Annotated in this window: 14 protein-coding genes; all 14 read right to left on the bottom strand. The window is 68.8% G+C overall.

The features are described 5' to 3' along the window. Window positions 1–111: 111 nt before the first annotated feature. The gene (locus tag VGL30_RS00190; RefSeq protein WP_331535538.1) at window positions 112–1,797 is read right to left on the bottom strand and encodes a ribonuclease J; all 1,686 of its coding nucleotides are present in this window, start codon (window positions 1,795–1,797) and stop codon (window positions 112–114) included. Then, complete coding sequence (locus VGL30_RS00185; RefSeq protein WP_331535536.1) at window positions 1,794–2,570, bottom strand: type III pantothenate kinase; 777 nt, start codon at window positions 2,568–2,570, stop codon at window positions 1,794–1,796. Before VGL30_RS00185 ends, VGL30_RS00190 begins: the two co-directional genes overlap by 4 nt. Window positions 2,571–2,573: 3 nt before the next feature. Beyond that, a complete protein-coding gene (locus tag VGL30_RS00180; RefSeq protein ID WP_331535534.1) occupies window positions 2,574–3,311 on the bottom strand; it encodes a biotin--[acetyl-CoA-carboxylase] ligase in 738 nt (245 codons plus the stop codon). A 1-nt stretch (window position 3,312) separates the two neighbouring features. Next, entirely contained in the window at window positions 3,313–4,743 is a 1,431-nt protein-coding gene (nuoN, locus tag VGL30_RS00175; protein ID WP_331535532.1) for an NADH-quinone oxidoreductase subunit NuoN, read from the bottom strand. Window positions 4,744–4,756: 13 nt separating this feature from the next. Continuing rightward, entirely contained in the window at window positions 4,757–6,256 is a 1,500-nt protein-coding gene (locus VGL30_RS00170; RefSeq protein ID WP_331535530.1) for an NADH-quinone oxidoreductase subunit M, read from the bottom strand. Between the two features lie 12 nt (window positions 6,257–6,268). Next, window positions 6,269–8,353: an NADH-quinone oxidoreductase subunit L gene (gene nuoL, locus VGL30_RS00165; RefSeq protein ID WP_331535528.1), complete on the bottom strand. Its 2,085-nt coding sequence runs from the start codon at window positions 8,351–8,353 to the stop codon at window positions 6,269–6,271. Between the two features lie 3 nt (window positions 8,354–8,356). Continuing rightward, on the bottom strand, window positions 8,357–8,665 hold the full coding sequence (gene nuoK, locus VGL30_RS00160) for an NADH-quinone oxidoreductase subunit NuoK (protein ID WP_331535526.1): 309 nt from the start codon (window positions 8,663–8,665) through the stop codon (window positions 8,357–8,359). Beyond that, window positions 8,662–9,279 carry an NADH-quinone oxidoreductase subunit J gene (locus tag VGL30_RS00155; RefSeq protein WP_331535524.1) on the bottom strand — a complete coding sequence of 206 codons (618 nt, stop codon included), beginning with the start codon at window positions 9,277–9,279 and terminating at the stop codon, window positions 8,662–8,664. The genes nuoK and VGL30_RS00155 overlap by 4 nt, the downstream gene beginning before the upstream one ends. A gap of 92 nt (window positions 9,280–9,371) precedes the next feature. Then, the gene (nuoI, locus tag VGL30_RS00150; RefSeq protein WP_331535522.1) at window positions 9,372–9,863 is read right to left on the bottom strand and encodes an NADH-quinone oxidoreductase subunit NuoI; all 492 of its coding nucleotides are present in this window, start codon (window positions 9,861–9,863) and stop codon (window positions 9,372–9,374) included. A gap of 7 nt (window positions 9,864–9,870) precedes the next feature. Then, the gene (locus tag VGL30_RS00145; RefSeq protein WP_331535520.1) at window positions 9,871–10,068 is read right to left on the bottom strand and encodes a hypothetical protein; all 198 of its coding nucleotides are present in this window, start codon (window positions 10,066–10,068) and stop codon (window positions 9,871–9,873) included. Then, window positions 10,065–11,144, bottom strand: a complete 1,080-nt coding sequence (gene nuoH, locus VGL30_RS00140; RefSeq protein WP_331535518.1) for an NADH-quinone oxidoreductase subunit NuoH — start codon at window positions 11,142–11,144, stop codon at window positions 10,065–10,067. The genes VGL30_RS00145 and nuoH overlap by 4 nt, the downstream gene beginning before the upstream one ends. Beyond that, window positions 11,141–11,266, bottom strand: a complete 126-nt coding sequence (locus VGL30_RS00135) for a hypothetical protein (protein WP_331535516.1) — start codon at window positions 11,264–11,266, stop codon at window positions 11,141–11,143. The genes nuoH and VGL30_RS00135 overlap by 4 nt, the downstream gene beginning before the upstream one ends. 5 nt (window positions 11,267–11,271) lie before the next feature. Further along, on the bottom strand, window positions 11,272–13,320 hold the full coding sequence (gene nuoG / locus VGL30_RS00130; RefSeq protein ID WP_331535514.1) for an NADH-quinone oxidoreductase subunit NuoG: 2,049 nt from the start codon (window positions 13,318–13,320) through the stop codon (window positions 11,272–11,274). A 4-nt stretch (window positions 13,321–13,324) separates the two neighbouring features. Beyond that, window positions 13,325–14,641, bottom strand: a complete 1,317-nt coding sequence (nuoF, locus tag VGL30_RS00125; protein ID WP_331535512.1) for an NADH-quinone oxidoreductase subunit NuoF — start codon at window positions 14,639–14,641, stop codon at window positions 13,325–13,327. Window positions 14,642–14,798 lie beyond the last annotated feature (157 nt).

Below are 14,798 nucleotides of genomic sequence, written 5' to 3'. Positions count from 1 at the left end.
CCCCTGGCTGAAGTCGGCGATGCGGATGCCACGATAGGCGGACACGTGCGGCTGCCTTCCCTGCCCCGCCGCATGAAACCTGGGCGGCGCCGGTTCGGCAAGCGCGCCCGTCTACAGGCGCAGGACCGTGGTCTCGACGACCGGACGGCGGCCCCAGATGCGCTGGCTGGCCTTCTTGACCGCCCGCGACATGGCGGCCTCGACGGTCTCGTCCATCTCGCGGTCCTCGCCCTTCAGGCGGTCCAGCGCCTGCTCGGCCTCGTCGGCCAGGTCGTCGAGGATGTCGTCCAGCGGATAGTCGGGCTCCGACGGCAGGCCAAGCGCGCGGACCTGCGGCCCCGAGGCGATCCGGCTGTTGCCGTCCAGAACGACGGAGACCGCCAGCATGCCGTTGGAGGCGGCGTGGCGGCGTTCGCGCAAGGCGTCGCCGTTCTCCACCGTCACCATGCCGCCATCGACGTAGAGGCGGCCGGCCTGGACCTCGTCGATGATGCCGGCGCGGCCGGGGGCCAGGCGGACCATGTCGCCGTTGCGCGGAGCGATGGCCTGGGACACCTGCAGGTCGCGGGCGAAGTTGCAGTGCTCCAGCAGGTGGCGGCGCTCGCCGTGGGTCGGCACCGCGATGCGCGGCCGGGCCCACTGGTACATCTGCTTCAGCTCGTCCCGGCACGGGTGGCCGGAAACGTGGATGCCCGGATGGTCGCGCTCGGTGAAGAGGCGCACGCCACGGTCGGCGAGCTTGTTCTGCAGGTTGCGGATCGGGATGTCGTTGCCCGGAATGATCCGCGAAGAGAAGACGCAGGCGTCGCCGGCGCCCAGGCTGACGTGCGGATGGGTGCCGTCGGCGATCCGCGACAAGGCCGCCCTGCCCTCGCCCTGGCTGCCGGTACAGAGGAACAGCACCTTCTCGGGCGGGAATTTCTTGGCCTCGCTGTCGTCGAGGAAGGGCTGCAGACCCTCCATCAGCCCAACCGACTTCGCCGCCGCCGACATCCGGTGCATCGAGCGGCCGGCCAGGCAGACGCGGCGGCCGTTGGCCTCGGCGGCGCGGGCGATGGAGTCCATCCGGGCGACGTTGGAGGCGAAGCAGGCCACCGCCACCTTGCCGGTCAGGCCGGCGATCAGCGGCAGGAGCGCCGCGCGAACGTCGGCTTCCGAGCCGGCGCTGCCGTCGACGAACACGTTGGTGGAGTCGCAGACCATGGCCAGCACTCCCTCGTCGCCAAGCTTGCGGATGGCGTCCTGGTCGGTGACCCCGCCCAGCAGCGGGTCCGGGTCGATCTTCCAGTCGCCGGTGTGCAGCACGATGCCCAGGGGCGTGCGGATCGCCAGGCCGTTGGGCTCGGGGATCGAGTGGGTCAGCGTGATCAGCTCGAGCTCGAAGGGGCCGAGCTCGATCTTCCCGCCCAGCGGCACCTCGGTGATCTCCGCCTCGTCCAGCAGGTCCTTCTCGCGTAGCTTCTCGCGCAGCAGGAAGGCGGTGAACGGGGTGGCGTAGAGCGGCGCGCGCAGCTTCGGCCACAGCCAGGCCACGGCGCCGATGTGGTCTTCATGGGCGTGGGTCAGCACGATGCCCAGGACGTCCTTGGCGTGCGCCTCGATGAACTCGGGGTCCGGCAGGATGATTTCGACGCCGGGCGTGGTCTGGTCGCCGAAGGTCACGCCCAGGTCGACCACGATCCACTTGCGCGCGTGCGGCGGGCCGAAGCCGTAGAGGTTGAAATTCATGCCGATCTCGTTCGACCCGCCGAGCGGCAGGAAGACGAGCTCGTCGTCGGGACGGGGAGCTCGGGTCATTGCGGCTTCCGGGTGTTGCGCTCGTAGATCTCAAGCATTCCCCGGATGGTCAGGTCCGGATCGAAGTGATCGATGGACATCGTCGCCCCATGAAACAGCGAGGCGACGCCCCCGGTTGCGACGACGGTCATCGGCTTCTCCCATTCAGCCTTGATGCGGGCGATCAGCCCCTCGATCAGCGCCACGTAGCCCCAGAACACTCCGGTCTGCATGGCGCCCACCGTATCCTTGCCGATCACCCGCTGCGGCTTCTGGATCGCGACGCGCGGCAGCTTGGCGGCGTGGGTGTGCAGCGCCTCCATGGAGAGGTTGATGCCGGGCGCGATGGCGCAGCCTTCCAGCCCGCCGTCGGCGCCCACAACGTCGAAGGTGGTGGCGGTGCCGCTGTCGATGACGATCAGGTCGCCGGCATAGACCTTGTGCGCGCCGATGGCGTTGACCAGCCGGTCTGCGCCGGCCTCCGACGGCTTGTCGATGCGCACGGGGATGCCGAGGTCGGTGTTCTCGCCGATCACCAGCGGCTCCACGTGCAGGTAGCGGCGGGACAGGTTGCGCAGGTTGAAGATCGACTGCGGCACCACGCTGGAAATGATGCAGGCGTTCAGCACGCCGAACTGCAGGCCGTTCATCGCCAGCAGCTGGGAGAGCCAGACGGCGTATTCGTCGGCGGTGCGGGTGGAATCGGTGGCCGCCCGCCACTGGGCGATCCAGCTCGCGCCGTCGTGCACGGCGAAGAGCGTGTTGGTGTTGCCCTGCTCGATGGCCAGCAGCATCCCTCAGGCTCCCGCGAAAAACACGTCGCCAGCCGTTATGCGCGCGAGGCGGCCGTCGTCCAACCTGAGCCGCAGCGCGCCGTCCGGATCCAGACCTTCGGCGACGCCTTTCAGGGCGCCGGAAGCGAGCCTGGCCTCGCAAGGCCGGCCCAGGCCATGCGCCCGTTCCGTCCAGGCCGCGGCGATAGGCGCGAAGCCCGCGGCCTCCCAGGCCGCGCGCCGGCGCTCGAAGGCGGCCGCCAGGATCTCCAGCGCGTCGAGCGGCGCGGGCGGGGGGCCGGCCATGTGATCGGCGAAGGCGGTGGCGGGGCGTTCCACGTCCGCCGGCGCGCGGGCGAGGTTCACGCCGACCCCCACGGCCAGCCACAGGCCGCCCCCGGCGCGGACGCCGGACTCCACCAGGATGCCCGCGGCCTTGAGGCCGTGGACCAGCAGGTCGTTGGGCCACTTCAGGCCGGCGGCGCCGGGACCGAGGCAGGTCTCGGCGAGGTCGGCCGCCGCCAGCGCCGCCACGAAGGAGACCTGGGCCGCTTCCGCCGGCGGCCTGGCCGAGGTCATCAGCAGGGTGGCGGCGAGGTTTCCCTCGCCGGTCGACCAGGCCCGGCCGCGCCGGCCGCGGCCCTGCGTCTGGACGCGGGCGGCGATCCACACCGGGCCGCCGTCGCCGGCCTCGGCGCGCCGCCGCGCCTCGGCGTTGGTGGAATCGAGCACGTCGTAGGCTTCGATCGGCGGATGGGCCACGTCAGACCAGGCCGAAGGCGGCGGCGGCGGCGGCTGCGAGCGGGTCCAGGACAACGAGCGCTCCCATCACCAGCGGAAAGGAGAAGAGGGCCAGGCCGATGGCGATGGCCTGCGCCTCGGCCGGCGGGGCGTCGGTCGCCCCGGGGGCGGGATCGAACCACATCACCTTGATCAGGCGCAGGTAGTAATAGGCCGCCACCACGCTGCCCACGAGGCCCAGCACCGCCGGGATCGCCAGGCCCGCGCCCAGAGCCGCCTTGAAGACGTAGAACTTGGCCCAGAAGCCGGAGAACGGCGGCAGGCCCAGGGCCGACAGCGAGAACACCGTCATCGCCAGCGCGATGCCGGGCCGCTCCCGGAAGAGGCCGGCCATGTCGTCCATGGTCTCCATATCCCGGCCCTCGCGCGACAGGGCGGCCAGGCAGGCGAAGAAGCCGGTCACGTCCACCATGTAGAGGACCATGAACACCAGCATGGACTGGACGCCCTGGGCGTTGCCGGCCGCCAGGCCCAGGATCGCATAACCGACGTTGGCGATGGAGGAATAGGCCCACAGCCGTTTGAGGTTCCGCTGGGCGAGGCCCGCGAAGGCGCCTACGGCGACCGACGCCAGCGCGATCAGCACCAGCACCTGACTCCACTGCTCGATGGCTCCGGCGAAGCCCTCGGCGAGGACCCGGGCGAACAGCACCATGGCGGCGAGCTTCGGCGCGGCGGCGAAGAAGGCCACCACGGGCGTCGGGGCGCCTTCATAGACGTCCGGCGTCCACATGTGGAAGGGCGCGGCGGAGACCTTGAAGGCCAGGCCGCAGATCAGGAACACCAGGCCGAACAGCACGCCGGTCCCCGCGCCGCTCTTCACCGCCACGGCGATGTCGGCGAACAGGGTCGAGCCCGCGAAGCCGTAGATCAGCGACGCGCCGTAGAGCAGCAGGCCGGAGGAGAGCGCGCCCAGCACGAAGTACTTCAGCCCCGCCTCCGAGGCCCGCGCGTCGTCGCGGCGCATGGCGGCCAGGACATAGAGCGCCAGCGACTGCAGCTCGACCCCCACATAGAGCGAGATCAGGTCGTCGGCGGAGGTCATCATCCCCATGCCGAGGGCGGCCAGCAGGATCAGCACCGGGAACTCGAAGTTGTGCACGCCGCGCCGCTCGAACCAGCGCTGGCCCAGCGGAACGCAGATGGCGCTGGCGGTATAGATCGCCACCTTGGCGAAGGCCGAGGCCTGGTCGGCCACCAGGCCGCCCGCGAAGCCGCGCCCCAGGGGGCCGGTGGCCGCGGCGACGGCGGCGGCGGCCAGCGCCGCCATGGCCGCCAGGGTGAACGCCGCGCCGGTCCTGGGCTGGAAGGCGCCCCAGAGCAGCAACAGCAGGGCGGCGCCGGCCAGGATCAGCTCGGGCAGGGCCAGGCCCAGGTCGTAGGAGAACGTCATCGGCAAAGCCCCCTCACCCGCCGGCCGCGGCGGCGTAGGCCGCGACCAGGTGATCCACCGACGACTGGGTGAGGTCGAAGATCAGGGACGGCTGCACGCCGAGCACCAAGGTGGCGGCGACCAGCGGCACGAAGATCGCCGTCTCGCGCCATTCCAGGTCGGTGATCCGGGCCAGCGCCGGATTGGAGATCTCGCCGAAGATCACCCGGCGATAGAGCGTCAGGGCGTAGACCGCCGAGAGGATCACGCCGGTGGCGGCGATCAGCGCCGTCCAGGTGGAGGCGTGGTAGGCCCCGGTCATGGTGAGGATTTCGCCCACGAAGCCAGAGGTCCCCGGCAGGCCGACGTTGCCCATGGTGAACAGCATGAAGACCGCCGCGTACCAGGGCATACGGTTGACCAGCCCCCCGTAGAAGGCGATCTCGCGGGTGTGCATCCGGTCGTAGACCACGCCGACGCAGAGGAAGAGCGCGCCGGAGATCACCCCGTGGCTGACCATCTGGTAGATGGCGCCCTGCTCGCCCAGGACGTTGCCGGAGAAGATGCCCATGGTCACGAAGCCCATGTGGGCGACGGAGGAATAGGCGATCAGCTTCTTGATGTCGGTCTGCCGGAACGCCACCAGCGAGGTGTAGACGACGGCGATCACCGACAGGGCGAAGACCAGCGGCGCGAAGAGGTGCGAGGCCTGCGGGAACATCGGCAGGGAGAAGCGCATGAAACCGTAGCCGCCGAGCTTCAGCAGGATGCCGGCCAGGATCACCGAGCCCGCCGTCGGCGCCTCCACGTGGGCGTCGGGCAGCCAGGTATGCACCGGCCACATCGGCATCTTCACCGCGAAGGAGGCGAAGAAGGCCAGCCACAGCCAGGTCTGCAGCGCCGGGCTGAACTTGAAGGCCATCAGCTCGGGAATCGAGGAGGTGTGGGCCGTGCCGATCATCACCAGGATGGCGGCCAGCATCAGCACCGAGCCCAGCAGGGTGTAGAGGAAGAACTTGTAGGCCGCATAGACCCGGTTCTTGCCGCCCCAGACGCCGATGATCAGGAACATCGGCACCAGGCCGAACTCGAAGAAGATGTAGAAGAGGACGAGATCCAGGGCGCAGAACACCCCGATCACCAGGGTCTCCAGAGCCAGGAAGGCGATCATGTACTCCTGGACGCGGGTCTCGATCGACTTCCAGGAGGCCGCGACGCAGAGCGGCATGAGGAAGGCGGTGAGCGGCACGAACAGCACGCTGATCCCGTCGACGCCCATCCGGTAGTGCAGGCCGGCGAACCAGGGGGCGTCCTCGACGAACTGGAAGCCGGGGTCGTTCGGATCGAAGCGGGCGGTCAGCACGATCGACAGGGCGAAGACCGCCAGGGTGGCGGCGAGCGCGATCCAGCGGGCGGCGCGCGCCTGGCTTTCGCTTTCCCCGCCGCCGGCCGGCTTGGCGCCGAGCTTCAGGAGCAGGATCGCCGCAATGCCGATCAGCGGCGCGAAGGTGATGAGCGAGAGAAGTCCGGTCATGGCCCCGCCCCCTTAAGCCCAGGCCCAGAGGGCGAAGGACAGCAGCCCGGCCACGCCGAGCAGCATGACGAAGGCGTAGTGGTAGACGTAGCCGCTCTGCAGGCGGCTGGCCCCCCTTCCCACCCTCTGCGAAAGGGCCGCGACGCCGTTCGGCCCAAGGCCGTCGATCAGCCGCTGGTCGCCGCCCTTCCAGAACAGGTCGCCCAGCGCCTTGGCCCCGCGGACGAAGGTCGCCTGGTAGATCTCGTCGAAGAACCACTTGTTGTAGAAGAAGACGTAGAGCGGGCCGTTCCGCGCCGCCAGGCGGGCGCCGGAACCCTCCCGCAGGATGTACATGTAGGCCGCGACCAGCAGGCCCAGCACCGAGACGACCAGCGGGCCCCAGGCCACGTAGGCCGGCGCCGCGTGCTCGGCCAGCACGTGGTTGGTCGGCGCCGTGAAGATCGCGCCCCGCCAGAACTCGTGCTGCTCGGGCCCGATGAACTGGTGGTGGAACAGGAAGCCCGCGGCGACGGCGCCGATCGACAGCAGGATCAGCGGAACACGCATGGTCCAGGGGCTCTCGTGCGGCAGGTGGTGGTGGTCGCCGTGGTCGGGCTCGGAATGGGTCTCGGCGTTGGCCGCGTCGGCATGCCCATGATCGCCGTGGGCGTCGTCATGGGCGTGGTCGCGGTTGTGCCAGTGATGCTCCAGGTCTTCCGGCGTCCAGCGGGCGTGGCCGTTGAAGGTGAAGAACGCCACCCGCCAGGAGTAGAAGGCGGTCAGCCCGGCCACGAAGATGCCGACGACGAAGGCGAAATAGCCGAACGGGTGGCCCGCCTGCCCGGCCGCGAAGGCCGCATGGATGATGGCGTCCTTGGAGTAGAAGCCGGCGAAGCCCAGTTCGACGCCGGGAATCCCCAGGCCGGTGATGGCGATGGTGCCGATGGTCATCACCGCATAGGTGACCGGCAGGTACTTCGCGAGGTTCCCGTAGCGGCGCATGTCCTGCTCGTGCGCCATGCCGTTGATCACCGAGCCGGCGCCCAGGAACAGCAGCGCCTTGAAGAAGGCGTGGGTGAACAGGTGGAACATCGCCGCCTGGTAGGCGCCGACGCCGGCCGCGAAGAACATGTAGCCGAGCTGCGAGCAGGTCGAATAGGCGATCACCCGCTTGATGTCGTTCTGGGTCAGGCCGACGGTGGCGGCGAACAAGGCCGTCACCGCCCCGATCACCGTGACGATGTTCTTGGCCTCCGGGGCGTATTCGAACATCGGCGACAGCAGGCAGACCATGTAGACGCCGGCGGTCACCATGGTGGCCGCATGGATCAGGGCCGACACCGGGGTCGGGCCCTCCATGGCGTCCGGCAGCCAGGTGTGCAGGAAGAACTGCGCCGACTTGCCCATGGCGCCCACGAACAGCAGCGTGCAGGCCAGGTCCATCAAGGGCCAGTTCCGGCCGGCGAACGCCCAGCTGCGCGCGGCGCCCGCCGCGGCCTGCGGGAAGATCTCGGCGAACTGCACCGACCCGAAGGCCCAGAACACCGTCATGATGCCGAGCGCGAAGCCGAAGTCGCCCACCCGGTTGACCACGAAGGCCTTGATGGCCGCGGCGTTGGCCGTGGGCTTGTGGTGCCAGAAGCCGATCAGCAGGTAGCTCGCCAGACCCACCCCTTCCCAGCCGAAGAACAGCTGCATGAAGTCGGCGGCGCTGATCAGCGCCAGCATGGCGAAGGTGAACAGCGACAGATAGGCGAAGAACCGCGGCTTCCCCGGATCGTCCGCCATGTACCCCCAGGAGTAGAGGTGCACGAGCGAGGAGACGGTGGTCACCACCACCAGCATCACCGCCGAGAGCCCGTCCAGCCGGAAGGCCCAGTTGGAGACGAAGGTCCCGACCTGGATGAATGGCGCGTAGGTGATGGTGAACGGCTGCAAGCCGCCCCAGGTCCACTTGCTGAACACCACCCAGGAAAGGACGGCCGACAGGAACAGGAAGCCGGTGGTGATCGACATCGACGCCCTGTCGCCGATGCGGCGGCCGAACAGGCCGGCCACGAGGGCGCCGACCAGCGGGCCGAACAGGATGATGGTGACGAGGGCTTTGGTATCCACCGGTCAGCCCTTCATCATCGAGGCGTCGTCCACGGCGATGTCGCCGCGGTTGCGGAAGAAGGTCACCAGGATCGCCAGCCCCACCGCGGCCTCGGCGGCGGCCACCGTCAGCACGAACATGGCGAAGATCTGCCCCACCACGTTGTGCAGATAGACCGAGAAGGCGACCAGGTTGATGTTCACGGCCAGCAGGATCAGCTCGATCGACATCAGGATGACGATGACGTTCTTGCGGTTCACGAAGATGCCGAAGACCCCGATGGTGAACAGAATTGCGGCGACCGCGAGGTAGTGGGCCAGGCTGATGGTCATTCGCCGATCCCCTCGCCGGGCTTGATGGAGACGATGCGCATGCCGCTCGCAGGCCCGCGCGCCACCTGGTCGGCGATCACCTGGCGGCGCACGCCGGGCTTGTGGCGCAGCGTCAGCACGATGGCCCCGATCATCGCCACCAGCAGCACCAGGCCTGCCGCCTGGAAGAAGTACACGTAGTCGGTGTAGAGCACCCGGCCGATGGTCTCGGCGTTGGTCACGTCGACGGTGGCCGCCTGCGGCGCCGCGTTCTTGGCCGCCGCCCCGTGGGCCGCCACCGAGGTCGAGACGACGATCATCTCCAGCGCCAGCACCCCGGCCACCAGGCCGCCCAGCGGCATGTAGCGCGCGAAGCCCTGGCGGAGCTGGGAGAAGTCCACGTCCAGCATCATCACCACGAACAGGAACAGCACCGCCACGGCGCCCACGTAGACCACCACCAGCAGCATCGCCAGGAACTCGGCGCCCAGCAGCACGAACAGCCCCGCCGCCGAGAAGAAGGCGAGGATCAGGAACAACACCGAGTGCACGGGGTTGCGCGCGGAGACCACGGCGAAGCCCGAAGCCACCGTGACCAGCGCCAGCAGATAGAATGCGATCGCCTGTACGGCCATCAGCGGGTCTAGCTCCCCTCAAAACACCTGATCCGCCGCCCACGGCAAGCCCCGGGCGGCGGCGTCATCACCCGCGGAATCGCGCCCGTCTCTTATCGGTAGGGCGCGTCCAGTTCCAGATTCTTCGCGATCTCCCGCTCCCAGCGGTCGCCGTTGTCGAGCAGTCGCGCCTTGTCGTAATAGAGCTCTTCGCGCGTCTCCACGGCGAACTCCAGGTTCGGCCCCTCGACGATGGCGTCCACCGGGCAGGCCTCCTGGCACAGGCCGCAGTAGATGCACTTCACCATGTCGATGTCGTAGCGGGTTGTGCGCCGGCTGCCGTCGGCGCGGGGCTCGGCCTCAATGGTGATCGCCTGGGCCGGGCAGATCGCCTCGCAGAGCTTGCAGGCGATGCAGCGCTCCTCGCCGTTGGGATAGCGGCGCAGCGCGTGCTCGCCCCGGAAACGCGGCGACTGCGGGTTGCGCTCGTGCGGATATTGCACCGTAGCCTTGGGCCGCGCCATGTACTTCAGGGCCAGCCCGAAGGCGCCCACGAAATCCATCAGGGCCGCGCCCTTCACGGCCTGTCCGATACGTTGAAACATCAGCCCGTCACTTCCTCTTGCAGCTGAAGTCGCTGATCACCTGGGGATCGCCCCCCGGGATCAGCGACAGCTCCTCGCCCCTGGCGACGCAGTCGGCGCGCGCCTTGGCGAGTGCGTCGTAGTTGGCCACCCCGCCGTCCGGCGAGGAGCCGCCCGCGCAGCCTGCGCCGGCCGCGCAGAAGGCCAGGATGAGGAGCCGCCTCACGCCGCCGGCCCGAAGACGCGCCACCCGGCCACCAGCGCCACGGCCACCAGCGAGGTGGGCAGGAACACCTTCCATCCCAGCCGCATCAGCTGGTCGTAGCGGTAGCGGGGCACGATGGCCTTCACCAGGGCGAACAGGCAGAAGAAGCCGATCGTCTTGGCGAAGAACCACATGAAGCCGTAGAAACTCTGCGCCGTGGGCGCCCAGTCGTGGACGAAGGCGAAGTCGATCGGCGCCTGCCATCCCCCGAAGAACAGGATGGTGATCATCGCGCACATCAGGATGATGTTGGCCAGCTCGCCGATCATGAACAGCAGGAAGGGCGAGGACGAGTACTCCACCTGGTAGCCGGCCACCAGCTCGGACTCCGCCTCCGGCAGGTCGAAAGGCGGCCGGTTGGTCTCGGCCAGGGCCGAGATGAAGAAGATCACCGACATCGGGATCATCACCAGGGCGGCCGGCAGGTGCTTCAGCCCCCCGCCGCCCAGGACGTTCCAGTTCCAGAATCCGCCGGCCTGTTTCTCGACGATCAGCTGCAGGTTCATGGTCCCGGCCAGCAGGATCACGGTGATGATCACGAAGCCGATGGAGACCTCGTAGCTGACCATCTGCGCAGCCGAGCGGAGGCTGCCCAGGAACGGGTATTTCGAATTGGACGCCCAGCCGCCCATGATGATGCCGTAGACGCCCAGCGACGAGATCGCGAACAGGTAGAGCACGCCGACGTTGATGTTCGACACCACCCAGCCCGGGGCGAGCGGGATCGCCGCCCAGGAGACGAGGGCGAGCGTAAAGGTGAGGATCGGCGCCAGGATGAACACGATCTTGTCGGCGCCGTCGGGGATGACCAACTCCTTCAGCACGAACTTGATGAGGTCGGCGAAGGATTGCAGCAGACCGAAGGGGCCTACGACGTTGGGGCCCTTGCGCATCTGGACGCCCGCCCAGATCTTGCGGTCGCCGTACATGAAGAAGGCCAGCGACAGCAGCAGCCATACCACCACCGCCAGGATCTGGCCCACGGTGATCAGCGTCCAGCCACCCGGGGTGGTCCAGAAATCAGTCGTGGCGTTCATGCGCTGACCTCAATCCCGCTCGTCCCGGCGAAGGTCGGGATCCAGGTGAAACCCACGAAGCTCTCCGGATGAATCTGGGTCCCGGCCTTCGCCGGGATGAGCGGGGAGATTTGGTCAGCCATGCGCCCTACTCCGCCGCGATCTTGGCCGCGCCGGCGGCCAGCGCCTGGCACTCGGCCATGGTGACGCTCGCCCGGGCGATGGGATTGGTGAGGTAGAAGCGGGTCACCGGACTGGCGAACGGCGTCTCCGACACGTCGCCCTTGGTCCCCAGGCCAGCGAAGTCGAGGGCGGGCGGGCCCAGGGCGCCGGGGGCCAGGTCGATCTGGCCGAAGGTGGGATGCTCGGCGAACAGCCTGGCGCGGAGCTGGTCCAGGCTGTCGTAAGGCAGCTTGGCGCCCAGGCGCCCGGAAAGCGCCCGCAGGATCGACCAGTCCTCCCGCGCCTCGCCCTTCGGGAAGACGGCGCGCATGCCCATCTGCACCCGGCCCTCGGTGTTGACGTAGAGGCCGTTCTTCTCGGTATAGGCCGCGCCCGGCAGCACCACGTCGGCCACATGCGCCCCCGCGTCGCCGTGAGTGCCCAGGTAGATTTTGAAGGCGTCGGATTTCGACAGGTCGATCTCGTCGGCGCCCAGCAGGAACAGCACGTCCAGCGCACCGGCCTGGACCATCTCGTCCGCCGTCTTGCCGCCCTCGCCCGGCAGGAAGCCCAGGTCGAGGCCGCCCACGCGGGCCGCCGCCGAATGCAGGACGTTCCAGGAAAGCCCGAAGGCCTTGGCCGCCGCCGCCGCCGCGCTCAGCACCGCGGTTCCGTCCTCGCGGCCCAGCGCGCCGGCGCCCACGATGATCGCCGGGGCCTTGGCGGCCTTCATGGCGTCCACGAAATCCGACTTCGAGCGGCCGAGGCCCGAAAGCGTCTTCGGCCCCGCGCCCAGGTAGTCGTAGTCATAGGTGAGGTCGGCCTGTTCGCCGATCACGCCCACGCGCAGCGCCCCGGCCAGCCAGCGCTTGCGCAGGCGCGCGTTGAGCACCGGCGCCTCGACACGCGGATTGGTCCCGACCAGCAGGACGACGTCGGCGTCCTCTATGCCCGCGATGGTCGAATTGAACAGCCAGCTTTCCCGCGCGCCGCCGCCCAGGGCCATGCCGTCCTGCCGGCAGTCGAGGTTGCTCACGCCCAGGGACCGGAACAGGTCCAGCGCCGCCTTCATGGACTCGGCGTCCTGCAGGTCGCCGGCGATGGCGCCGACCCGCTCGGGCCCGGCGGCCTTCAGCTTCGCCGCCACCACGCCGAACGCCTCGTCCCAGCTCGCCGGCTTCAGCGCGCCCGCCGCGTCGCGCACGTAGGGCCGGTCCAGCCGCTGGCGGGACAGGCCGTCGATGGCGTAGCGGGTCTTGTCGCTGATCCACTCCTCGTTGATGTCCTCGTTGACCCGCGGCAGGACGCGCAGCACCGCGGGCCCGCGGCTGTCGACGCGGATCGCCGAGCCCAGGGCGTCCATCACATCGACGCTCTCGGTCTTCTTCAGCTCCCACGGCCGGTAGTTGAACGCCCAGGGCTTGTGGGTCAGCGCGCCCACCGGGCACAGGTCGATCACGTTGGCTGAAAGCTCGCTGGCCACGGCCTTATCGAGATAGGTTGTAATTTCAACGTCTTCACCGCGGGAGATGAGGCCGATGTCCGGCACGCCGGCCACTTCGGTGATGAAGCGGACGCAGCGCGTGCACTGGATGCAGCGGGTCATCACCGTCTTGATCAGCGGACCCATGTACTTTTCTTCGACCGCCCGCTTGTTCTCCAGGTAGCGGCTGCCGTCGCGGCCATAGCCCATGGCCTGGTCCTGCAGGTCGCACTCCCCGCCCTGGTCGCAGATCGGGCAGTCCAGGGGGTGGTTGATCAGCAGGAACTCCATCACCCCGTGGCGCGCCTTCACCACCATCGGCGAGTTGGTGATGATCTCCATGTTCTCGGCGGCCGGCAGGGCGCAGGAGGCCTGCGGCTTCGGCGGGCCGGGCTTAACCTCCACCAGACACATGCGGCAGTTGCCGGCGATGGACAGCCGCTCGTGGTAGCAGAAGCGCGGGATCTCCTCTCCGGCCAGTTCCGCCACCTGCAGGACGTTCATGCCCTGCTCGAACTCGACCTCGACGCCGTTGACCTTGGCCTTGGGCATGCCGCTACTCCGCCGCCACGAGGGTTGCGCCCTGTACATGCGGCGGGCCTGCGCGATAGCGGGTGATGCGCTCCTCCACCTCGTGGCGGAAGTGGCGGAACAGGCCCTGGATCGGCCAGGCGGCGGCGTCGCCGAGGCCGCAGATGGTGTGGCCCTCGACCTGGGACGCCACGTCGAGCAGGAGGTCGATCTCCGACATCTCCGCCTCGCCGGTGACCATCCGCTCCATCACCCGCCACATCCAGCCGGTGCCTTCGCGGCAGGGCGTGCACTGGCCGCAGCTCTCGTGCTTGTAGAAGTAGGCCGCCCGCGCGATCGCCTTCACGAGGTCGGCGTCCTTGTCGAAGACGATCATGGTGCCGGTGCCGAGGCCCGAGCCCCTCGCCTGCAGGTCCTCGTAGGTCATGATCGCTTCGTCGCACTGGTCGGCCGGGATCATGCGCACCGAGATGCCGCCGGGGATGACCGCCTTGAGGTTGCCCCAGCCGCCGCGCACGCCGCCGAAGTGGTCTTCGATCAGCTGCTTGACGGAGATGCCGACGGCGTCCTCGACGACGCAGGGCTTGTTCAGGTGGCCGGAGCCGGCGAACAGCTTGGTGCCGGTTGACTTCTCCGTGCCGAAGCCCGCGAACCAGGCCGCGCCGCGGCGAAGGATCGTGCCGACGACGGCGATGGTCTCGACGTTGTTGACCGTGGTCGGGCAGCCGTAGATGCCGGCGCCGGCCGGGAACGGGGGCTTGAGGCGCGGTTGGCCCTTCTTGCCCTCGAAGCTTTCCATCAGCGCGGTCTCGTCGCCGCATATGTAGGCCCCGCCGCCGTGCGCCAGGCGCACGTCACAGTCCCAGCCGTGGACGTTGCCCGGCCCGATCAGCTTGGCGTCTTTGGCCTGCCTGATCGCGGCGGTCATCCGCTCGCGCTCGAAGACGTACTCGCCGCGGATGTAGATGTAGGCCGTATGCGCCCGCATGGCGCGGCAGGCGATCAGGCAGCCCTCGATCAGCAGGTGTGGATCGTTGCGCAGGATCTCGCGGTCCTTGCAGGCCCCCGGCTCCGACTCGTCGGCGTTGACCAAGAGGTAGTGCGGCCGCTCGCTCTCCTGTTTGGGCATGAAGGTCCACTTCAACCCGGTGGCGAAGCCCGCCCCGCCGCGGCCGCGCAGGCCCGACGCCTTGATCTGGTCGCAGATCCAGTCCGGCGACTGGGCGACGATGTCGCCGGTCCCGTTCCAGCAGCCACGCAGCTTGGCGCCGTCCAGGCCCCAGTCGCGCTGGCCGTAGATGTTGAGGAAGATGCGGTCCTTGTCCGCGAGCAAACCGGCCACCCTTACGCTCCCCTATTCCCGCGCGGCTCGCGCAGCGGGAGGCCACTCGGATTACCCTGCACGCGCAATCCCATGATGAACCAGACCTGCGCGATGATGCCGACGGCAATCGAACCAATGAAAACGACCAGCAACCACTCGCCAGACCGCGTCCAGT

The sequence above is a fragment of the Phenylobacterium sp. genome (assembly GCF_036502675.1).
Lineage (GTDB): Bacteria > Pseudomonadota > Alphaproteobacteria > Caulobacterales > Caulobacteraceae > Phenylobacterium.
Note: the sequence above shows the minus strand (reverse complement) of the source record. Positions and strands in the feature narration are given on the sequence as shown.

Coding starts and splice junctions, on each gene's coding strand:
- VGL30_RS00190 (WP_331535538.1), bottom strand. CDS start 1,797: ATGACCCGAGCTCCCCGTCCCGACGACGAGCTCGTCTTCCTGCCGCTC.
- VGL30_RS00185 (WP_331535536.1), bottom strand. CDS start 2,570: ATGCTGCTGGCCATCGAGCAGGGCAACACCAACACGCTCTTCGCCGTG.
- nuoN (WP_331535532.1), bottom strand. CDS start 4,743: ATGACGTTCTCCTACGACCTGGGCCTGGCCCTGCCCGAGCTGATCCTG.
- VGL30_RS00170 (WP_331535530.1), bottom strand. CDS start 6,256: ATGACCGGACTTCTCTCGCTCATCACCTTCGCGCCGCTGATCGGCATT.
- nuoK (WP_331535526.1), bottom strand. CDS start 8,665: ATGACCATCAGCCTGGCCCACTACCTCGCGGTCGCCGCAATTCTGTTC.
- VGL30_RS00155 (WP_331535524.1), bottom strand. CDS start 9,279: ATGGCCGTACAGGCGATCGCATTCTATCTGCTGGCGCTGGTCACGGTG.
- nuoI (WP_331535522.1), bottom strand. CDS start 9,863: ATGTTTCAACGTATCGGACAGGCCGTGAAGGGCGCGGCCCTGATGGAT.
- nuoH (WP_331535518.1), bottom strand. CDS start 11,144: ATGAACGCCACGACTGATTTCTGGACCACCCCGGGTGGCTGGACGCTG.
- VGL30_RS00135 (WP_331535516.1), bottom strand. CDS start 11,266: ATGGCTGACCAAATCTCCCCGCTCATCCCGGCGAAGGCCGGGACCCAG.
- nuoG (WP_331535514.1), bottom strand. CDS start 13,320: ATGCCCAAGGCCAAGGTCAACGGCGTCGAGGTCGAGTTCGAGCAGGGC.